This window comes from Magnetococcales bacterium, assembly GCA_015231175.1.
Lineage (GTDB): Bacteria > Pseudomonadota > Magnetococcia > Magnetococcales > DC0425bin3 > HA3dbin3.
In genome coordinates this window covers 1-21,579 of sequence record JADGBZ010000062.1, presented here as the reverse complement: position 1 = coordinate 21,579, position 21,579 = coordinate 1, and the positions used below count along the sequence as shown (strand labels likewise).

The 21,579-nt window shown below is 57.0% G+C and carries 16 protein-coding genes; 4 read left to right on the top strand and 12 right to left on the bottom strand.

Annotated elements, in window-relative coordinates:
* Positions 1 to 164: 164 nt before the first annotated feature.
* From HQL63_12155 to HQL63_12140, 4 genes are all read right to left on the bottom strand, one after another.
* On the bottom strand, positions 165 to 2,732 hold the full coding sequence (locus HQL63_12155) for a nitrite reductase (GenBank protein ID MBF0177582.1): 2,568 nt from the start codon (positions 2,730 to 2,732) through the stop codon (positions 165 to 167).
* A gap of 113 nt (positions 2,733 to 2,845) precedes the next feature.
* Positions 2,846 to 3,469 carry a cytochrome b/b6 domain-containing protein gene (locus HQL63_12150; protein MBF0177581.1) on the bottom strand — a complete coding sequence of 208 codons (624 nt, stop codon included), beginning with the start codon at positions 3,467 to 3,469 and terminating at the stop codon, positions 2,846 to 2,848.
* Positions 3,462 to 4,541: a nitrate reductase gene (locus HQL63_12145; GenBank protein ID MBF0177580.1), complete on the bottom strand. Its 1,080-nt coding sequence runs from the start codon at positions 4,539 to 4,541 to the stop codon at positions 3,462 to 3,464. The genes HQL63_12150 and HQL63_12145 overlap by 8 nt, the downstream gene beginning before the upstream one ends.
* An 86-nt stretch (positions 4,542 to 4,627) precedes the next feature.
* A complete protein-coding gene (locus tag HQL63_12140) occupies positions 4,628 to 5,599 on the bottom strand; it encodes an ankyrin repeat domain-containing protein (GenBank protein MBF0177579.1) in 972 nt (323 codons plus the stop codon).
* A 518-nt stretch (positions 5,600 to 6,117) separates the two neighbouring features.
* Between HQL63_12140 and HQL63_12135 the strand changes: the two genes are divergently transcribed.
* The gene (locus tag HQL63_12135) at positions 6,118 to 7,917 is read left to right on the top strand and encodes a sigma 54-interacting transcriptional regulator (GenBank protein ID MBF0177578.1); all 1,800 of its coding nucleotides are present in this window, start codon (positions 6,118 to 6,120) and stop codon (positions 7,915 to 7,917) included.
* A 163-nt stretch (positions 7,918 to 8,080) separates the two neighbouring features.
* On the opposite strand, the gene HQL63_12130 is transcribed toward HQL63_12135, so the two are convergent.
* The 5 genes from HQL63_12130 to HQL63_12110 form a co-directional block, all read right to left on the bottom strand.
* Entirely contained in the window at positions 8,081 to 8,311 is a 231-nt protein-coding gene (locus tag HQL63_12130; protein MBF0177577.1) for a hypothetical protein, read from the bottom strand.
* A 37-nt stretch (positions 8,312 to 8,348) separates the two neighbouring features.
* Positions 8,349 to 9,020: a membrane integrity-associated transporter subunit PqiC gene (locus HQL63_12125; protein MBF0177576.1), complete on the bottom strand. Its 672-nt coding sequence runs from the start codon at positions 9,018 to 9,020 to the stop codon at positions 8,349 to 8,351.
* On the bottom strand, positions 9,017 to 10,699 hold the full coding sequence (locus HQL63_12120; protein MBF0177575.1) for an MCE family protein: 1,683 nt from the start codon (positions 10,697 to 10,699) through the stop codon (positions 9,017 to 9,019). Before HQL63_12120 ends, HQL63_12125 begins: the two co-directional genes overlap by 4 nt.
* A gap of 105 nt (positions 10,700 to 10,804) precedes the next feature.
* Positions 10,805 to 11,986, bottom strand: coding sequence for a PqiA/YebS family transporter subunit (locus HQL63_12115; GenBank protein ID MBF0177574.1), 1,182 nt, complete (start codon positions 11,984 to 11,986; stop codon positions 10,805 to 10,807).
* Positions 11,987 to 12,006: 20 nt separating this feature from the next.
* Positions 12,007 to 12,399: a response regulator gene (locus HQL63_12110; protein ID MBF0177573.1), complete on the bottom strand. Its 393-nt coding sequence runs from the start codon at positions 12,397 to 12,399 to the stop codon at positions 12,007 to 12,009.
* 323 nt (positions 12,400 to 12,722) lie between these two features.
* Between HQL63_12110 and HQL63_12105 the strand changes: the two genes are divergently transcribed.
* Entirely contained in the window at positions 12,723 to 13,316 is a 594-nt protein-coding gene (locus tag HQL63_12105) for a NapC/NirT family cytochrome c (GenBank protein MBF0177572.1), read from the top strand.
* A gap of 99 nt (positions 13,317 to 13,415) precedes the next feature.
* Here the strand turns inward: HQL63_12105 and HQL63_12100 are convergent, their stop codons facing one another.
* Positions 13,416 to 15,308: an ATP-binding cassette domain-containing protein gene (locus tag HQL63_12100; GenBank protein MBF0177571.1), complete on the bottom strand. Its 1,893-nt coding sequence runs from the start codon at positions 15,306 to 15,308 to the stop codon at positions 13,416 to 13,418.
* 79 nt (positions 15,309 to 15,387) lie between these two features.
* Here HQL63_12100 and HQL63_12095 point away from each other — a divergent pair, with 79 nt between their 5' ends.
* A complete protein-coding gene (locus tag HQL63_12095; protein ID MBF0177570.1) occupies positions 15,388 to 15,621 on the top strand; it encodes a sulfurtransferase TusA family protein in 234 nt (77 codons plus the stop codon).
* A gap of 227 nt (positions 15,622 to 15,848) precedes the next feature.
* Here HQL63_12095 and HQL63_12090 read toward each other — a convergent pair whose 3' ends face one another.
* On the bottom strand, positions 15,849 to 16,745 hold the full coding sequence (locus HQL63_12090; GenBank protein ID MBF0177569.1) for a hypothetical protein: 897 nt from the start codon (positions 16,743 to 16,745) through the stop codon (positions 15,849 to 15,851).
* A gap of 633 nt (positions 16,746 to 17,378) precedes the next feature.
* Between HQL63_12090 and HQL63_12085 the strand changes: the two genes are divergently transcribed.
* Positions 17,379 to 19,295, top strand: a complete 1,917-nt coding sequence (locus HQL63_12085; protein MBF0177568.1) for a CZB domain-containing protein — start codon at positions 17,379 to 17,381, stop codon at positions 19,293 to 19,295.
* A 434-nt stretch (positions 19,296 to 19,729) separates the two neighbouring features.
* Here the strand turns inward: HQL63_12085 and HQL63_12080 are convergent, their stop codons facing one another.
* Positions 19,730 to 21,112, bottom strand: a complete 1,383-nt coding sequence (locus HQL63_12080) for a cbb3-type cytochrome c oxidase subunit I (protein ID MBF0177567.1) — start codon at positions 21,110 to 21,112, stop codon at positions 19,730 to 19,732.
* Between the last annotated feature and the right edge of the window lie 467 nt (positions 21,113 to 21,579).

Below are 21,579 nucleotides of genomic sequence, written 5' to 3'. Positions count from 1 at the left end.
GAGGAAGGGCTGCGCCCTTCCTCCTGGTGGGGTTCGGGGCAAAGCCCCGACAAAGTCTTTCATGTCAAACCGGTGAGTTCGGGGCAAAGCCCCAACAATGTCTTTCATGTCAAAACCCGACCCCTCTTCCCGGCAGGGTCCGGAGCAGCCTCCCCTCCCCGGTCTCAATACATCCGGTGCGGATAACCCATGGGCGGCATGGGTTGTGGCCGCAGGGCGCCGGAAGAGGGCAACGACGCCGGTGGTGAGAGGTGCGTACCCGGCAAAGGAGCGGCACCCTGCACCGAAGGCGACGCGGAAACCTTGGTTACCGGTGTTGGCGTATAGGAAATCTTCTCCAGTTCGGGCAGATGGGTCAGATCCCGAATCCGGTCTTCCGGATAACCCAATGCCTTGAAGTTGATGATGCCATTCGGATCATGACACTCGCGGCATCCCCGGCCTTCCCGTTTGATGCCGTGGTTGATCATCAGGGTGCCCATCTGCCGCATCCAGTGGGATTCGACATTGCGGAGCTTGCCATCTTCGGTCATGGGGTAGATTCCGGACCACTTTTCAACACCGAAATAGTTCATGAAGGAGTTCATCATGTAAAGCTTGAAGGGCTCCTGGTACATGCGCCGCACGATGGGACTCTTGATGGCTTCGACCATGGAAGCCAGGGGATCCCCCTTCTCATAGTAGGTCGGATAGTCAAAGGGAAGGATCATGGCCCCGAACGGTCCCTGATTGGACATGTCCTCGTACATGATCGCATTGAAGACCTTGAAGGGATAGATCCGGCTATGCCCCTGCCGCATGATGGGTCGGATATTCTCCTGAATCATCTGTTGCCGCTTGGCCAACATCTCGGGGGAGAGCGCCGTGAGCGGCTGGGTCACCTCGCGGACATAACGTTCCACGTCCAGGTTGGGATATTTTTTCTTGATCTCCAGGGCAGCCTGGCGCACCTGCTCGATGAGCTGCGGATCATCGATGCGGGCCATCTGGTTCATGAGAGGATTGTAGCCGTCACCTCCCAGGGGGTTGTCGCCCAAGGCATTGGCCAGGAAGGTTCCGTTGCCATTGAACCACAGGAACAGCAGGCCCTTGCCTGGGTCGCCGGAGCGGAGAACATCCCGATAGATATAGATCCCCTCCTCCTCGTTCCAGACCGGATGAATCCAGTCGCGCAGCATGACGCTGTCGGCACCCAGGTTATGGATGTGGCAGGCTTCACAGGAGACGCGGTCAAGATGACCATTCAGGATGGCACGGTAGGGAGATTTGAGGTGGGAAGCGCTGGTGTGGCACCCCTCGCAGGTCACCTCTTTGCCAGGGAGATCCGTGGCCACCAGATCGACCCCCTTGGTTCCCCGGGGAATCTTGTGACCTTGTGGTACATGACAGTCGGTGCAGATCAACCCGGCTTCGGCATGGATATCGTTGTCAGGTGTGATGGAGTTGGCCCGCTTGGCTCCTGGATGGAGCAGACGCTGATTTTTATACCCCAGATTTCGGGGAGCGGCATTGCTGGCCAGATCGGCCTCCAGATCGCCCCCCATGTTGTGTTGGTGACAAAACATGCAGTTGTCTTTGGTGGGTAGGCCAACCGTCAGGGCAGCCTTCAACGTCCGGTCCTGGTTCCAACGGTTGCCGCCGGCATCTTGAATGACATAGCGGTAGTTCATGTCGTAGGCCTGGGCATGGCAGATCAGGCAGTCGATACCCTGCTTCACCACCTCGGGAACGTCACCGACGGGCATCATCTTTTCCGTGGCCGGGTGGTATCCACCGCCGATATGGCACTGTCCACACCCTTCGCTCCGGGGCACAGCCCCCCCCTTTTGCTCATGGCCGGAAGTCGGGAGCGCATCACTCTTGGCCGTCATGGCATGTTTGACGGCATCATCCATGGCCGCCCCGTGCGGGGGCATGACCGGGAGATGGCTCGCAGTGGCGCCCGCAGCCGCACGGTCGGAGGTCGCGGCAGAGGCCACGGTCGTAGCAACAGCTCCATCGCCTCTGGCAGCAGCCGGCCCGGATGCCGGAGCTATGGACTTGCCCGGTTCCGGCTGATTGGGAAGCGAATCGGCCAACTCGGCCCATCCGGTCCAGGAGAAGGAGCCCGGCACACCACACGCCCGATCAATCTTGCCTACGGGGATGGGGCGCGTACCCGGAGCATTGACCTGACGGCCATCATACCCATACGTGCTGAAACCAGGAGCTGACCGCTGAAACATGTAATGGACGCTCTCCACCACATCGTTCAAGGTATCCACACTGGTCACCTTGCCGCCCGGCTCGGTGACGTTGATGGTGGGATGGCAACGCAGACAGGTGCTGGGACCATCATACTGCCGAATTCCGGCCTCCCGGAAATAGCGGATGTGGGGAAAGGGCGTTTCGTGTAAAAAAGAGCGGGTTTGCATCAGCATGTTGGCCTTGACACGCCGGGCAAACGCATTGGTCTCCTTCTCGACCACCCGTTCGGCCTTGCGGGCGCGATATTTCTCCGTGAGCTCCTGGGCAATCGTCTCAAATTCTGCATCGCTCACCGGCTTGGAAGAGTCGTAGGTGAGTGGCCGGTTGACAACGCCCGTATACTTCTCGAAAAAGAAGGGATAGAGCCATTTCTTGCCGGTTCCGATCAGCAGGAGTCCGATCACGATCAGACCGAAAAAGGCCACCCGTCCCATGCCGCACTGGGGATGATCCATTTTGTTTGTGTCAGGCGTTCTTCGTTTCATGGTGTCAGCCTCCCGGTTGGATCGCTGCATACACACTCTCTTCGTAACCATTCAGCACCCGGTGACAAATCGGGTTCCAGGGGGCTGGATCCCAGGCAGTCACCTCTTTTCTCTCAAACATCGTCGCGAACTTTTTCACCGAATGCCATTTTGCGAAACTCTTCGGTCACCGTTTTCCCGGCAGTGGCCAAGTAGATGTGTCCTACCAGGAAAGCGGTAAGGAAGGTAGCGACAATCTGGTGCAGAAGCGCCAGGGGCCAAATACCACCCCGATCCAGGATCTGGTCAGGGGCATACTCCGGAAAAAGAAACAGGACGCCGGTCACAACCAGCACCGGAACCAGGCCGAACATGACCCCCAGATAGGTCACCTGTTGCAAAGGATTGAATTTGGCCCGGGCCGTGGCAGGAAACGGCTGCTCCCCTTTTTGAAAAATTCCCACGGCGTAGAAGCGGATCTGGGTCATCATGCGCGGCACGAATCCCTGACGTTCCGGTACGTAGTGCCGCCAATTGCGGGAGACGTAGGAGGCGGACAGATAAAACACATACCCCAGGGCCATCAAAACACCACATGTGTTGTGCAGAATTCGGGCAACGGAAAAGGAAAGCACATTCAGCATCACCTCAGGGAAGTGCAGCACCACGCCCGAGAGAAGCAGGAGCAGAAAGTTGACGGCGTTGAACCCATGCCAGACACGCAGCCATACGGGGTAAAGTTCGACTGTCCTATTCACGTTTTTGCCTCCGGGCAGTGATCCAACGACCCAATCCGTGCAAAACAACCCCCAGGAGGGTGAAACCGACCAGAGCCACACTGGCGCGATCCAGCCAGTGATTGCGGGTCGCACCGACGATGTAGGCATCGTTGAGAACCACGCTGTTGATAAACCCTGCCTTTTGACGATCCTCCTGCGCACGGAACTTGTAGAGTTTGGTCAAAAGCATGGAATCTCGCGTATGGCAACTCACGCAATTACGCTCGGCATAACTCGCCTTCAGAATGACGTGATTGCCTCCCAGGGCGGGCGTATGGCACTCCAGGCACCGCACCGAACGCCAATGCAGCGCCACCTGGGGCAACCAGTTGTGCGTCGTCTCCAGGCTGGTGAAGCGCCGTTTGCTCAAGGGAGTCGTTCCGGCTGGCGTGCTGTGGCACCCCAGACAAATCTGGTTGTCACGCTGGATCAGGGCGCCAATCTCCCCCTGGTTGCGCAGGGTCTGGAACGCATGGGGATCATGACAGGAAAAACAGTCAAACCGGTCCGGCATGGCCTGGAAATGGACGCTCTGCAAAAAATCGCGCTCGATATGTTCAAACTTGTTACGCTGAAAACGCCCCCCCTCCATGTGACAATCGACACAATGGCGCGTCTCAAGGCGCGTCGCGGCATCATGGGGAAACACTTTGAAACCGCTCCCGTGACAATCCAGACACGCTTGCTGTTTGTGGCTCGATTGGGCCAGCTTTTGCCGATCCACAAACAGGCTGACCATGCGGCCCGTGCGTTGATCGTGGTAAGCCATGGTGCGCATGCCATGGCACCGCTCGCAAAGGGCATCGAAACCCTTATTGGCGCTCCTGGCCACACCAGACACGGCTACACCCCTGGTACCAGTGCCGCCCGCAGCTCCGCCTGCACCGGCGGTTCCAGGGATAACCGAAACACCTCCCCCGGCAATGCCCGCAACGCTGGCGATACCCGCTGTATCGGTGTTACCAGCAGCAGGATCCCACGGAAACACAACCATCGAAACGACGAAAAGGAGAACCGCCGTGGCGATTCCCCTTTTTGGGGCTGGTATCATGAGTCGGCTCTCCCCCGCGTCTCTCCCGCACATTGCTGCTTTGGGCAACCCCTCATCCCCTGATACGCAAGGGGTTGCCCCTCATCCTACGCCTGGCCGGCATCCGCAGCGATCAAACGCCGCAGCGCGGAGTTCCGATCCCGACTTGAAGTATAATCAACCGCTTTCTTGCCCTCCTTGTCGGTCTGTCCCGGGTTGGCACCATGGGCCATCAAGGCGCGCACCGTGTCCAGGTGATCATGCCGGGCAGCAAACATCAAGGCTGTGGTCCCCTCTTCATTGGCAGCGTTGACATTGGCGCCGCTGCCCAGAATAGCCTCCACGATCCCAGTGTACCCCTTTTCCGCAGCCAGGAGAAGCGCTGTGCAACCACATGCATGCTGCGGGCTCAAATCCGCCTTGGCACTCAGCAACGCCTGAACGGTCCCTTCATGTCCCCCCACAGCAGCGAGCATGAGGGGTGTATATCCCTCTTTCCCCTGCCGGTTGGGGTCGGCGCCATGGGCCAGCAACACCTTGACAACATCCTCGAAGCCGCGTTCAGAAGCCAGCATCAGGGCCGTCCTGGCATGGGCGTCCGCCCGATCCACGGGAGCACCATGGCCAAGCAGCAATCCAACCAGCTCAGGATACTGGTAGCGGGCAGCCAGCATGACGGCGTCCAATCCACCGCGGGTGTGTACGGTCGGATCCGCGCCAGCCGCAAGCAACGCCTCGACAATCTCCCTGGATCCCCACTGTGACGCCAGCATCAAGGGGGTGAAATCCCAGGCATCCCGAACATTGGCATCCGCCCCCTTGGCCAGCAGGTGACGCACCACGTCGACATGACCGTTCTCCGCAGCCAACATCAACGGATTACGCCCCAGATAACCACGCGCATTCTCATCCGCACCCTGGGCCAGCAACTGGTCAACCTGTTGCAACCGACCCTCCTTGGCAGCCATGGAGAGACGCTCCGGGGTTTTATCGGCGCGGGACGTTCCCCATTGCGACAACGCGGCCATCCCGGCCAGGGCCAGCAATGCGACGGTGAATTTCATTCCTTTGGCGTTCATGGCTCTTTCCTTCATCCTCAAGAGACTGCATACCGATTCGCACTTCAAAACTCCAACCATCCGACCGGATGGCGCTTGTATGACCCACGTCCACACCTGCATCCACGCCCCAAAGCAAAAACAGTTCCCTCTACGCCACGCATGTGGCATCCTCCGGGGTCTGGATCAGAAGATTAGAATCTTCTACTTTGCTATTATATATGCATGGTTAACGCCAATGTTGCAGATAATCGGAAATAAAATTTTAACATATTGATCTTTAACATAAAATTATATTTACATCCCGTTGGAGTCCATCTCTGCCATCGATCGGGATCAACCTGAACGGCATGATTTGCCCGTCTACCAGGGTACGATGGGACAAAACGTCCAGGACATTTTGTCCCAAAGTCCACCTGTGCCACATGGATGGTCGAAATCTCTCTTCGTGTCTTGCAACCGTTTTTTGGGTGGGTACTGAACAGATACCTCTTTGCGACAACTTTGTCCCATGGCTCGTTGGAAAGGAGGAGGAGTAGATGCCTCACAGGCCCCGCATCCTGATCGTGCGTGAAGAGGCCAACCTGCCTGTTCCCGTCGAGGCTTGGTTGTCTGGAGGCAATTTTTTGGTCAAAACTGTCCGAGGACGGGATCCTACCGAAGAGGCCCTCTCCGATGGAGTTTTTGACATTATCCTCATCGGTGTTCCGGCACATGGCCCGGATCCAGAGTGGTTGGGACAAATTCAAAAGTTGAGCCTGGGCGCACCCCTGCTTCTGGTCGGAGGCAAAGTCGCTTCCGACGGCATCACCATGCTGGTCTTCGATCACCTGATCGATCCCGTCACCTCGACCCGATTGTTGAAATCAATCCACCAGGCCCTCGGATTTCGGGCTGTATCCGGACGTCGGCATCTTTTGCGTCAACAGCTCGATGCCGTCCTGGATTGTGTTGAAGAGATCGTCATTCTTGTCGACGAAAACATGACCGTCCTCGGCGCCAACGAAACGGCGCACCGGTTGTGCGGCTTCCCAACCGAAACGGGACGGCCTGTCTCCATCGCCGATCTGACCCCTTGCGGGTCTGACCTGGTCGATATTTTCCAGCGCGTCGCCAAGGAAAGGCAGGCTGTGCGCAAGGAGGAGCGTTCCTGCCTGCACGATCCCGAGCAATCCCTCTCCATGCAGGTCTCCGCCATTCCCATCTTGGGCAATGCCGGGCGTTTCGACGGGATCGTCTTTGTGGTTCACGATCACACCCGGAAAATGGGCATACCCTTGCTGCGGCGCAGCCCGCGTTCCCGGTTTCACCGTCTCATTGGCCAAAGCACGCGCATGGAGGAAATTTACAGCCTTATCGAAGAGGTGGCCGGGATGGATACCACCATTCTGATCACGGGTGAATCCGGCACCGGCAAGGAGTTGATCGCCGAAGCGCTCCATTATGAAAGTCAGCGCAGCCGCGGACCCCTGGTCAAGGTCAATTGCTCGGGACTCCCTGAATCCCTGTTGGAAGATGAGCTGTTCGGTCACGTCAAGGGGGCATTCACCGGAGCCATCAAAAACCGCATGGGCCGTTTTCAAATGGCCGACAAAGGCACCATCTTTTTGGATGAGATCGGGGATATTCCCCACTCCATGCAGACGCGCCTGTTGCGCATCATCCAGGAGCGGGAGTTTGAGCCCGTGGGTGAGTCACGAACCATCAAGGTGAACGTCCGCATCGTCGCTGCCACCAACCGTGATCTGCAACTCCGCATCCAGGAGGGAGCGTTCCGCGAGGATCTCTATTTTCGCCTCAAGGTGGTCGAAATCCACCTCCCCCCTTTGCGGGAACGGTTGGATGACATCCCCCTCCTGGCCAAGCATTTTCTGCAAAAGTTCAATGCCAAATACAACAAACAGATCCACGGTCTGGAGGATGCTGTCATGGATCTGTTCCAGCGCTACGCCTGGCCCGGCAACATTCGGGAGTTGGAAAATGTCGTCGAGCATGCCTATGCCTTCTGTCACCAAAACAAAATCAAGATGCAGCATCTGCCCAAGGAGTACCAGAAGGAGCAGCCAAAAACGGCAGCTCCCGCCATGGCAGCACGGAGCCTGGCAACTGAAACGCCCCAGGCAGTCAGCGTGATGCATTCCCAGCCCCAGGCTGGCGAACCCGCCCACCCCCAGGCAGTCCAGCCCGCATCCCCTTCCCCTGACCACGATCCCGACGAAAAAAGCCGTATCCTTCAGGCCCTGGAGGCTGAACACTGGAAAAAGACCGCCGCCGCCAAACGCCTGGGAATCAGCCGCAGCAATCTGTATCGAAAATTGGAGCTCTACGGGATTGAATAAGGCCTCTGCTCCGCACCCACCCAAAAAACGTTGTAACGACTCACCACCCGGCCACGCATCGGGGTCCAGGGGGCTCTCCCTGGCAGGTCCAGGACAGAGTCCTGGTGGGGTTCGGGGCGAAGCCCTGACAAAGGCTTTCATGTCCAAGCTTTTCTTGTTCCCCTCAGCCTGAAAACTCATGCCGGCAGGCTTGGCTGCAATAAATTCGATCCTGATCCCGCACGGCGGCATCCAGAGGAACCTGAGTGCCGCACCGCTCGCAAGCCGCGAGGGGTTGCGGCATGATCAAGGTTGGATCCTCCTTCGATGACGGTATTTTCCGCCATTGGCTCCGCAACCAGAGGTAGGCGACATAAATCAGCAATCCAATCAGGAACAGTCGAATCAATCCCATGCGAACCTCTCGCGTCAGGTGAAAGGGAAGGCGTTCGTCAGGGGCGACGGAGTTTGGTAACCTCCTGGGCCACGCTGGCGCTGAAATCACCCAGCAGGCGGCTCATGGCGGCCACGACGAGGGCATAATCCGTTGCGGCCACTGGTTCGCTGGTCCAACTGGCGCGGCGTTCCAGCGCCGGAACGGCTTCACCGACAACAAACAAACGCCAGACAAGATCCAAAACCACATGCCCATCTGCATCCTGCTCAAAGCGGTTGATCTCTGTGGCAAGACGCAGGTTGGCTGGGAGCAAAAGGCGCGGCGATTGGGGAAAAACCCGATCATGGCCCAAAAGACGAGACAGGTTGATCGCCGTGGTTCGCGTGATGTTCTCGGCCAGGGTGTCTCCCCATTGGTGAGCTTCGGAAATGTGAAGTTCATTGGGTCCAAGCCGGGTGACAATCTGGGAACGATTCAAATAAGGTGGCAACGCGACCTGCAAAAGCTCCAGGGCATATCCGGGCGCCGGTATAGCATCGACGTGCGATCCCTCTGCAACGGAAGGGGTCAGCAGGTAGTGACGCAGCGCCGCCTGGCCGCCACTTCCTCCCGGAAGTGACGTGCAGGCCGACACGACAAACAAGGCCAAAAAAGAAAAGCCTGATAATTTTTTGTAACTATTCACCACCCGGCAACGAATCGGGGTCACAGATGCAATTTTTTTCAACGCTTCTCCTCCCTGTGCCGCCCAAAAAGCAGGGACTGTGGATTTTGCGACAAAAGCGATGTCAGGGTTCGCAAAGCCCTGGCCGCCGCCGCCACCTCCTGCAACGCATCGATGAGAGAGTAATGGAGCGGGGCATCGGGGGCCAGGAGTTTACCGGTCGCGGCCAGGGTGTGGTTGGCCTGGTCCATGGTGGTCCGGGTTGCATCCACCAAAGGTCCGGTGCGTTTGGCCAGGTCGGTCGTCAAACGTTCGATGGCCAGCAGGGCGTCGTGCAGGGACTCCACGGAAGTGGTGATCTCCGGACCGTTGACGAGCCGATTGGTCCCTGCGACGGTTTGCAAAAGCTCCTGACTGATCTCCTCCAGGGGCATCTGTTGCAAACGGGCCAAAAGGTGGGTCGTGGATTGGGCGATCTCCTCCAGACTGCCGGGAATGGTTGGCAACTCCGTATAATCGTTCGTGGCATGCACCATCCGTATGGGTGAATCGGGATAATAATCAAAGGCGACCAAACGCTGACCAGTTAAAAGGTTGCTGGTTTCCAGGCGGGCCCGCAAACCTTTCTGGACCAGGGGACCGATGATCTCCTTCGGGGTGATGGAAGCCACCTCCATGCCGACAATCCTCTCCGGTTCCAGGCGGATCAGGACCGGAATACGCATGGTGGCATCCTTGGGGTCATAGGTCAGATGGACATCGATGACCGAGCCCACCTTGATGCCGCGAAACTCGACCGGAGCACCCACCTTGAGGCCCCGCACCGAGCCATCGAAGTAGAGAATATAATTGACCTGTCGGGTGTAGGCGACTTCGCCGGTGCTGTCGAAATCATCAAACAGGTGAAAGTGCGTGCCTTCGGGAGCAGGAGGGGTGCGACCCTTTTCCGACAACGTGGCAAGGGTGATGCCCCCCACAAGAAGAGCTTGCAGAGAGGAGGCCTTGAGACGCAGTCCATCGGCATCGACCGTAGCCTGGACGCCACTGGAGTTCCAAAACCGGGTATCCGTGCGCACCAGGTCGTGGTAGGGAGCCTTGATGAACACATGGATGTTCACCCCCTGGCCATCATCGGCGAGGTCGTATCCCTGCACCTCACCCACGGGGATGCCGCGATGGTTGACGGGCGAACCCACCGCCAGGGAGCCCAGGCGATCCGAGCGCAACAAAAAGCGGCGGCCTGGAGTCCCTTGGCGCACGACAGGGGGTGCCTCCAGGCCGACATAATCCAGATGCGGTTTCCCGGGACCGGGATCCATCTCGATGAAGGATCCGGAAACCAGTGTATTCAACCCGGTCAACCCACTGGCTGTCAAACGGGGTCGCACCACCCAGAAACGGGTTCCCGTCCTGGTGTGCTCCGCAGCGCTTTTGGCCAGACGGACCTGGACCAGAACCTGGCTCAAATCTGGAGAGAGCGTCACTTGGGTAACGGTTCCCACCTCGACATCCTTGAGCTTGACCTTGGTACGGCTCTCCTGGAGACCATCAGCCGTTTTGAAACTGATGGTGATCAGGGGCCCCTGTCCAGACCAGATGCTGTAGGCGGTCCAGACGGCCACCGCAGCGGCAATCAAGGGAATGAACCAAAAATAGGAGAAGGAGGGGCGGGTCACGGCCACGGCCATGGGAATGGGAGGAGATTCCGGTGCATTTTCAGGGGGCATGGTATGCTCGGGCATTGTCAAAGCTTTTCTTGAATGGGTACTGGAAGGTTTCCCGCATTTTTTGTCGCAACTGTTCAACACCCGGCAACAAATTCGGGGTCCAGGGGCCTGGCTCCATAGTCACCTTTTTGTTTTCCAAATCCAGCGCGGATCAAACTCTTCGACAGCCAGCAGGGTGATCACCACCACCGAGGCGAAGAAAAGGGCGCCCGGACCGGGATGGATCGTGGCCACCTCACCCAGGTCCACGATGGCCACCAGGATGGAGATCATGAAAATGTCGATCATGGACCAGCGTCCGATGACTTTGATCAGACGGTAAAGTTGGGTGCGCTCATGGTGGTATCCACTCTGGCCATGCTGGATGGAGAATAAAAGTGCGGCAAGGATGAAAAGTTTCAAAATGGGTACGAGTATGCTGGCGACAAACACAATCACGGCCAGGGGCCACATGCCACTTCCCGCCAGATGGGCCACACCGCTCAGAATGGTGTCCGACTGCGCCCGTCCCAGACGAACGACGGTCATGATGGGCAGAAGATTGGCCGGGATATACAGGATGGCTGCCGCGAGTACCCACGCCCAGGCGCGTGGCAGGCCTCCCGGTTCACAACATTCGAGATGCCCGCCGCAGCGCCGGCAACGTTTCCGGCGCATGGCCTGCCCCTGGCCACAAGAGGGGCAGTATTGCGCAGGCTGGTAGGGGAGATCATCCGGAGGCAACTGGCGCCACAGGAGATGCGGATCCAGATAGAGCCGCGTCATGGTCATGACCAGCATGGCTGCCGTAAAACAATACAGGGCCAAACCGGGTAGCACCGTGGCCATCTGCGCCAATTTGACGTAGGCCACCAGGACACCCAACAGGTAGACCTCCATCATGTTCCAGGGGTCCATGGCCAAAATCCAACGCCAGATTCGCACGGCACCGGGAGGAATGCTTCCCCGCCACAAGGATCCCAGTATATACAACAACCCCAGTTGGTACAAAAGCGGTGCTGCGATGCTGGTCAGCAACACCAACGCCGCCAACACCCAGGCCCCTTCGCGAAACAGGCTGCCAACGCCACTTCCCAGGGTGATGGCACGGAGTTGGCCATTGAGTTCCAGGGTCAAAAACGGTAACAAAATGGCCATGATCAGCAGAATCAGACCGGCTACCGTCAGCGCCAGGATCCTCTCCAAGGCCTGTGGATGAAAACGCTGCAACACTTTCCCACAACGGCAACATTGCAACGCACGCAACAAGGGCGCCGAATCGGGCGCTCCCTGTGTCAAATCACACTCGGGGCAGGAGATCACTCGGGTTTGCAAGTCACTTTTCAAGATTGGTTATCTGCACCCTTGGGTAAAAATTTATGCACCGCCCGTAAAAGCTGACCTATATCCTTGAAAGGTTTAACAATCCAACCGTTGGCGCCCAGACCCTTTCCCTTTTGGCGCAGATTGAAGTCACTTTCGGTTGTCAGAAGCAGGATAGGTGTGAAGCGATGTTTCGGGTCGGTCCGCAAATGTTCGAGCAGGCTCAATCCATCCATGTTGGGCATGTTCAGATCGGTGATGATCAAGTCGACCTGCACTTTTGCCAATTTGCCGATCGCCTCAACGCCGTCCCCTGCCTCCATGACGGTATAGCCTGCATTTTCAAGATTGACGACGATCATTTTTCGAATGCTGACCGAATCATCCACCGTCAGGATGACGGGTTTTGTCATAAATACACCCCCCCTTGCAAAATCATACTCTTATACGACAGCATGCGCGTTTTGGCACACACTGTCCTGTTTCATTCTTTCCCCGACAGATACACTCTGTCCCAGATGTTGGTGCATTTTATCACCATTTTACAGTTTTTTGCACAGATTTCGGATTGCATCCCGGGCAATCTCTACCGTAGATTCGTTTCCGGGGAGGCATGGCGGGAAATTTTCCCGGTCCGCACACCGGGTGTCCAATTGTGGGTGGGTAGGTTGCTGCGGCGACGTGCGGGCTAGCCGTGCGCACTCCCACTGACTTGACTTCCAGGCAAGGTGTGGAGATGAACTGGCTCAAAAAATTGTGGGAACAGTTGCGCAAGCCAAACTCTCAGGTACCTGTGGGTATTCTCCTGCTTGGCGGGTTTCTCGCCGGGGTGGTGGGTTGGGTTGGATTCAACGGGTTGTTGGGGGTAACCAGTTCAACGGAGTTTTGCATCTCCTGCCACGAGATGCGCTGGCCCTACGAAGAGTACAAAAAGACCGTTCATTACTCGAACCGCTCCGGGGTGCGGGTCGGTTGTTCGGATTGCCATGTTCCCCAGGCTGACAGCGTAGGGGGGTGGTTTGCCAAAATGCGTGCCAAGATCATGGCCGCCAAGGATACCTACCACCACATCCTGGGTACCTACAATACCCCGGAAAAATTTGAAAAGGGTCGTTGGGAAATGGCACAAGCAGTCTGGGCCAAAATGCGCGCCAGGGGTGCGCAGGAGTGCCTGAATTGCCATGACTACAACTCCATGGACCCTGAAAAACAAGACCGCATGGCGCAAAGAAAACACGGCAGCGCCATGAAAGATCGTAAAATTTGTATCGACTGCCACACCGGCATCGCCCACAAGCTTCCCGAGGAGCCTCGTACCGAGAAGAAATAAGCCTGGATGATCCTGAACGGTGTATCCGGTCGGAAAGGTTGGAAAACCTGCAATATGCCCCGCCCCCTGGGCCTTTTTTGCAAACAGCGCAAAAAAGGCTTATTTTTTTGCTTCCAACTCCTCCCAGCGGGCATACAGGGTCGCCAATTCGCTCTCCAGAGCCTCCAACCGAAGTTTGGCGTTGCGAAGTGCATCCTTTTCCCGCCGAAAAAAATCCGGCTCGGACATGGCTTGGTGCAGGGTTGCCTGTTCGTTCTCCAGGGCTTCGATATGGGCTGGCAGGGATTCCAGCTCCCGCATTTCCTTGAAGCCAAGCTTACGTGCTGATCGTGGGCGCACGGCAACAACCGATGAGTCCACGGCGAGGGGGGCGACCGAAGCGACAACCGACGGCGGTGCCGGACGCTGCTGAAGCCAGTCCGTATAGCCCCCCACGCACTCGCGTATTTTTCCACCCTCCTCAAAAACCAACAAACTGGTGACAACATTGTCGAGAAAGGCCCGGTCATGGCTGACCAGAAGAACCGTGCCGGAAAATTCCAGCAGACGCTCCTCCAGAAGGTCCAGGGTTTCGGCATCGAGATCGTTGGTGGGTTCGTCCAAAACCAAAAGATTGGCCGGTTGAGCAAAAAGACGCGCCAAAAGCAGACGGTTGCGTTCGCCTCCGGAGAGAATTTTTACCGGTGAGCGCGCCCGGTCCGGCGTGAAGAGAAAATCTTGCAGGTAACCTATGACATGACGGGAGCCCTCAGCCGTATCGATGCGCTCCCGTCCATGCGCCACGTTGTCGGCTACACTGGCCAGGTCGTCCAGTTGTGACCGGTTTTGATCGAAGTAGGCCACTTCCAGCCGCGCTCCCATCCGCACTCTTCCCCGCTCCGGTGTGAGATGCCCCAGAAGAATTTGCAGCAAGGTAGTCTTGCCACATCCGTTGGGACCGATGATGCCCACCTTCTCTCCCCGCAGGATGAGCGAAGAAAAATCCTCGATACAGGTCACACCCTGATAGCCATAATGGACCCCCTCAACCTCCACGACCAGTTTTCCGGAACGTTGCGCCTCCTGGATCACCATGCGGGCCTCGCCAACCCGTTCCACCCTCGCCTGTCGCTGCCGTCGCAGGCGAAGCAGATTTTCCACCCGCCCCTGGTTGCGGGTGCGTCTGGCCTGGATCCCTTGCCGAATCCATCGCTCCTCCTGGGCCAATTTTTTGTCGAACTCCTCCCTTTGGCGGGTTTCCGTTTCCAGGGCGGCCTGTTTGCGGCGCAGGTAATCATCGTAGCTGCCCGGCCAGGAGAACAGTCGGCCACGATCCAACTCCACGATGCGAGTGGCCAAACGCCGCAACAAGGCCCGGTCGTGAGTGATAAACAGCACCCCACCCCGAAAATCCGCCAAGACCCCCTCCAGTCGTTCGATGGCCGGCAGATCCAGGTGATTGGTTGGTTCGTCCAGGAGCAGCAGATCCGGCTCTGGAGCCAAGGCCCGCGCCAACAGAACACGACGCTTCAATCCACTGGAGAGCGTTGCAAAAACGGCCTCTCCATGCAAGTCCAGCCGGGACAGGGCCATGGCAACCCGTTGGTGATATCGCCAACCCTCGCCATGATCCAACCCCTCCTGCAAAGCGGCCAGGCGCTCCATGGCGCCCCCATCCATCTGCTGTTCCACAGCGCGGCTGGCAAGGTGAAAGGCCTGGAGCCGTTCTCCAGCCTCGCCCAGGCCGCCCGCCACCACATCAAACACCGTTCCCGCCAGGTGGGCTGGCACCTCCTGGGGCAAACGGGTGATGTGCAAACCCGGCTGCCGCACTACCGTGCCGGAATCGGGCAACAATTCACCGCTGATGATACGCATCAAAGTGGTTTTGCCAGCGCCGTTCCGTCCCACAAGGCAGACCCGATCCCCCCGCTCCAAGGGTAGATCCACACCATCCAACAAGACTCCACCCCCAAAGCCGACCACACAATTCTGTACATGCACCATGGCCATGAATTTTTATTCTTTCCTGAAAAAGGCTATCATCCGATGATGCCGCCATCGACAAACCTCCGATGATAGGGGAAACACCATGGCCGATGCCACGATCGACATCACGGGAGACGTTTGTCCTCTGACTTTTGTGAAAGTGAAGTTGAAGCTGGAAAACATCTCCCCGGGACAAACACTTCACATACGACTGTGCGGCGATGAACCCCGGCGCAACCTCCCCATCACCCTCCGGGAAGAGGGTTACCAGGTTACCGAACCCAGACCTGATAATAATGGTTGTTTTTTGATGGCGGCCACCAAACCTGATCGGTAATTTCATGACTCAGCGCCCTTGTCAAGAAAGGCTTTCATGTCCCAGTCTTTCTTGCAAGGGTGGTGAACATTCAGTACCCGGCAACAAACCGGGGTCCAGGGGGCTGGCTCCCTGGCTTAGTCCAGGGCAGCGCCCTGGTAGAGTTCGGGGCGAAGCCCTGACAAAGGCTTTCCTGTCCAGGCTTTTCTTGTAAGGACACTGAACAGTTACCCTTTTTCAACACCTGTTTACATGAACGAAACCTGCTCCGGTTCCGAATCGGCCATGATGAAATGGAACTCCACCCGGCGCAACATGTCCGCATGCGACGACCTGGTTCCCATGGCTTCGATGCGGAACAGGCCATCTCCGTCGCTGCCCAACAGGTTGAAAAGCTTGGGATTGGCCCGCAACATGGCATGAAATGCCGTCGAGGCCCGGCCAAAGGCCAACGACATGTTGGTCGCCCGCCGAATCTGATCCCCCTCATGGTTGGACTTGCCCACGATCAAAACCCCCTTGATCCTGGCCGGGCTCATCTCGCTGCCACAATGCGCCTTTGCATGGCTCCCCGTGGCATAACACGGCAATACCTCCGAAAAAACCTCCAGGACTTTTTTGATTTTCTCTTCCTTCCGGCTGATCATGGACGTGGATCCCATGGAGAATTGAAACAACTCCGGGAGAAATACCGACCCCGCCCTCCGGTCCACTTCAAACGCCAAATTTTTATCCCGGAAATGAGTCTCCAATTGGTCCAAAAGTTCTTCGCGGGCACTCCTGGCAGTGCCATTGCGGTGGGAAATGACAATCACCCCCCCCTTGCTTGTGACACGATTTTGCCCCACGGAAAGAACAAGTTGCGGACGTGGCGTTGGAACGGGAGGCATGAATTCGATGCCATCCACCTTCGCACTTTTGCCTGCATCCATGTTTTCCACCTCCACCGCAGCAACTTTTGTAGAGGCCTCCACCTTGGCCGGTGGCTCACTCTGCCGCACCGCAGCCGACACCTCATGATGTGCAGGTGATCGGTTACCCCAAATAACTGCATTGCCGATCAAGAGCAGCAGAACAGTGGTCACCAACAATCCGACAACCAGTTCAATGACGATTGAAAAATGATTTTGCTCGAATTCCCGCATGGTCGGACTCCTCTTCCGAAATCTTGCATCCCTCACTCCGCAGGCTGCATGAAACGCGACTCACACACCCATCAAACAGCCTTCATGGTACGCTCAATTAAAATGCAATTTATAAGCCAACATAATTTCCCGTTCCACGACCAAAAATTCTCGAAGCTGCCTTTGACCCACCAGGGAGCCAGCCCCTTGGCAAGTCCAGAACAGAGTCCTGGTGGGGTTCGGGGCGAAACCCTGACAAAGGCTTTCATATCCAAGCTTTTCTTGAAAAGGTGCTGAATAGTTATAAACGATCATGGCCTTGGGTATGCCCATGTCACATGCGATGACCCTGCCAAGGACGAGATTAAGCTTGATGGGAATTGTATTTTTTGAGATTATCCAGGCTATTAAGGAGTCAACTTGATTTTGGGTAACTATTCACCACCCGGCCACGCATCGGGGTCTAGGGGGCTGGCTCCCTAGCAGGGCCTAAGACGGTGTCCTGGTGGGGCTTGGAGCGAAGCCCTGACAAAGGCTTTTATATCCAGGAATTTCTTAAAAGGGTACCGAATAGTTATAACTTTTTTATCGTCGGGTGTGGGTGCCGCGTTCTTATGTTATTCATTGATATTGCTGGGAAAGGTTGGGAAAAATATGAACTGGAAAAATTTAAGTATCAACAAAAAAATTCTGGTCGGTGTTGGTGCTGTTCTCACCTTGATGGTTGCCCTGGGTTTATGGGCCGTCTCCGGGATTACACACATGGTCGCGGATGGAAAAATCGTGGTGGCCGGCAACCAACTACGCGGGAACATTCTGCAAAAGGAGATCGATCATCTGAACTGGGCCAATGCGCTGAGTTCCTTTATCAGTTCTGAAACATCGACTCAGCCGAACATTCAGCTGGATCACACCCAATGCGCCTTTGGCAAATGGCACTATGGCGAGGGACGCAAAGAAGCGGAAAATCTGGTCCCCGCGTTGGCTCCCGTCCTGTCCAAACTGGATGAGCCTCACAAATTGTTGCATGAATCTGCCGCCAAAATCATGAACATATTTCACCCGGCGGATGACAAGCTTCCCGGCTTTCTTGCCAAGATGGAAGCAGGCCACCTGGCCTGGGCAGAACAGGTGCAGGGCGCCATCCTCAAAGAAGACCATGGCCTGAAGGTTCAACTGGATCCGACAAAGTGCCAGCTCGGTCAGTTCATCTACGGCCCGGAAGCGGAAAAAATGCGCCGATCGGATCCGGAACTGGCCACGCTTCTGGAACAGATTGAGCCCACTCATAAAAAATTGCACCAGTTGGGACATCTCGTCCAGGACAATTTAAAAACCGGAAACTTTGCCGAAGCCAAGAAGCTGTACCATATCGATATCCAGAATACTCTGGCCCAGGTCCGGGCTGATCTGTCGAAAATGGAGCGTCGCGCCCAGCAAAGTCTGGAGGCCAAAACCAAGGCAAGGTCCATTTTTCTTCTGGAAACACAAAAGCATCTGGCTGACGTAAAAGATTTACTGCACCAACTCATCGACACGACCAACCGCAATATCATGTCTGAAGAGGTCATGGTCAACAGAGGGGGACAAACGCGCACGACCATCGCAACGCTCCTCATGATTTCCATTGTCGTGGGCATTATTCTGGCCATCCTGATTGCCCGCTCCATAACGGCGCCCATCATCCGGGGTGTTGATTTTGCCAAACAAATCGCCACGGGGGATTTGACCCGGCAGTTGGATCTCAAACAGGAGGATGAGGTGGGGCACCTCGTCCAGGCCCTCAACTCCATGGTGGCCCGATTGCAGGACGTTGTTGGTGAAATCAGCAACGCATCCTCCGCAGTGGCCAGCGGTAGCGCAGAACTTCAGGATGTCTCCCAAGGCATGGCTCAAGGCGCTTCCGAACAAGCCGCATCCATCGAAGAGACCTCTGCGGCCATGGAACAGATGGCCTCCGGCATTCAACAAAACAATGACAATGCCCAACAAACCGAAAAAATGGCCGCAAAAGCCGCCAAGGATGCCGTCGCTGGCGGAGAAGCTGTGACCGAAGCCGTCAAGGCCATGCGCTCCATCGCGGAAAAAATTTCGGTCATCGAGGAGATAGCAAGACAAACCAACCTCTTGGCACTCAATGCCGCCATCGAGGCCGCCCGTGCCGGCGAACAGGGCAAAGGGTTTGCGGTGGTCGCCGCCGAAGTCCGCAAACTGGCCGAACGCAGCCAGGTTGCGGCCAGTGAAATCAACCAACTTTCAGCATCCAGCGTCACAGTGGCTGAAAAAACGCTGAACATCATCAACATCCTTGTCCCGGATATCCAAAAAACATCCGAGTTGATCCAGGAGATTTCCAGCGCCACCCAAGAGCAAAGCCAGGGCGTCGGACAAATCAACCTGGCCATCCAACAGTTGGACCAGGTGATTCAGAAAAACGCCGGGGCAGCGGAAGAGATGTCCGCCACTTCGGAAGAACTCTCGGCGCAGGCGGAAATTTTGGAAAATACCGTAAAATTCTTCAAAACCGGACGAACGGGACGCGGCAACGGCAAAGTCAAAATGCTCACCTGAGGATGTCACTATTCGCCACTCGGCAACGAATCCGGGTCCAGGGGGCTGACTCCAATGGCGGGGCCTCGGGCAGCGGTCCTGGTGGGGTTCGGGGCAAGACTCTGACAAAGGCTTTCATATTCAATCTTTTCTTGCAAGGGCGCTAAATCAAAAACCTGCAATACGTCCACCTTCTGGCGCAAAAAGACGCGCCAGAAGGTGGACCATGGCCCGCCCCTTGGGCCTTTTTTGCAAACAGCGCAAAAAAGGCCTGGGAGAAGGGGGGCGACCAAAAACAAAACGGGGCGCTGCCCCGGACCCCGCAAGGGCGCTGCCCTTGACCCGCAAGGGCGCTGCCCTTGACCCGCAAGGGAGCTGCCCTTGACCCGCAAGGGAGCCAGCCCCCTTGACCCCTTTTCGTTGCCGGGTGCTGAAAAGTTACCGCAAACCGATAGTCAGGGAAGATTCCTTCTTTTGCAGGCACGGATCGTCAGCACCAAAAAGAGAATGCCTCCGATGACAGCCAACACCCCACCCAGGCCGGTACACCCCATGGCGAGTTTTTCGGGAAGGGTCTTCAGGTGTTGTTCGGCGCCGGCGGTTTTGCGTTGTACGCCATGGACGCCAGCCATGGCCAAGCCAGCCACATGCAGCAACGAACCCACCCCGTAGAGGAGAAGTTGCCGGGAGGACCATGTCGGACAGGGACGCCGCCAACCCAGCAGGGGAAGCATGCCGTAGGTCAGGCCCATGTAAGCCAGGGTGATGGCCACAATGGAGCCATGGTAATGGGAAGGGATGGTGACATTCACCCCCTGGATCAGAAAGCCAATGGCTCCACCGACGCCAAAAAGCAGAAGGGAGAGCAACAAGGCCAGGCGTTGGGGACGTTGTTCCGGGGCGGCAGGTTGGCGGTGGGTTGCCCAGGCGAACAAAAGAGCCACCCCAACCGGCAAGGTGGCCAAGCCGTGGCCATAGCGCATCAGTTCGCCGTAGGCAAGGCGAAGATCAGGCCCGTCCACGGGGGTGATCCAGGCGTGAATGGCCGGGGCGGCCAGAGTCGGCAAGACACCCAAAACCAGGGCCACCACGGCCAATCGGGGCCTGGGGTTGGGGAGTATTTCAGCAAGGGTGGCCAGCCAAAGCCATACCACGAGCATGATTTGGGTATGGGTAAACTGGAGCACATGTCCCGCGCCCCAGAACAATACCTCGTAGTGACTCTCGCGGAATGGCGCCGGGCGATCAGTACCAGGGCCGATGACCAGGAACGTCCAGAGCCAAATCAGGGCAGCCAGCCAGGCGATGGCCATGCCACTGCGGATGCCAAAACGCATGGCGCGTTCCGCCTGGGAGAGCGTGCCGGCAGGGTTGGACGTGAACACAACCCGTCCGGCCATGAGCAAAAATCCACCGATAAAAAGCCCCACCGCCACAAAAAAAGCCTGATTCTCAAGCACCGGAACATAGTTGTTCATGAAGGGAGCATCGACCCCCAGAAACGGTGTCAGGGGAAGCAGAATGGCGCCCATTGCCGCCAATCCGAGGCCGAAAAATCCCCAACCAGTGCGCTCCGTCGGCAGAAGCAGGCTTCCCATGAATCCGGCAAAAGCGAGAAACCACACCAGGACCGAAAGATCCACATGGATGACCAGAGCGGTCTTGAAGGAGCCGGTCCAGGGGATCAGGTTTTGGATGACCGGGGTTCGGGCCAACACCACCAGGATCACCACCAAACCCGCCCCGATCAGGGACCATAGTGCGAGAAACAACCATCCCTTGGCCAGGGAACGAGCCTTTCCATCCGGAATTGTCAAAGCGAATCGTTCAGCCTGCATGGTGTCTCTTCCTCTGAGTGTTTCGGTGCAACCCGGGGCTACTTCACCCTATTTTTCGTCCGATGGCAACTGCCAAAAAATCAGATGACCATTCAGCACCCGGCAACGAAATCGGTGTCCAAGGCAGGGCAATCGCATTTGAAATGCCATGATCGCTTTTTGGAATTGGGGTCCAGAGGGCTGGCTCACTGGCTTTGTCCAGGGCAGCGCCCTGGTGGGGTTCGGGGCGAAGCCCTGACAATGGCTTTCATGTCCTGACATAGGCTTTCATCTCCTGGCTTTTCCTGGAAGGGCGCGGCACGCTCTTTCAAATGCGATTGCCCTGGGCAAAGAGCGAATTTGTGTTGAAAACTTCCCAATGGCCTGTTAATCTGGACGGAGGTCTCTGACTTTGCTTCAAACATCCTTTGCTTCAAACATCGGGGGGGGGGGGCCTGGTCGGGGGGTTTCCTTCCCCGGGATGAAGT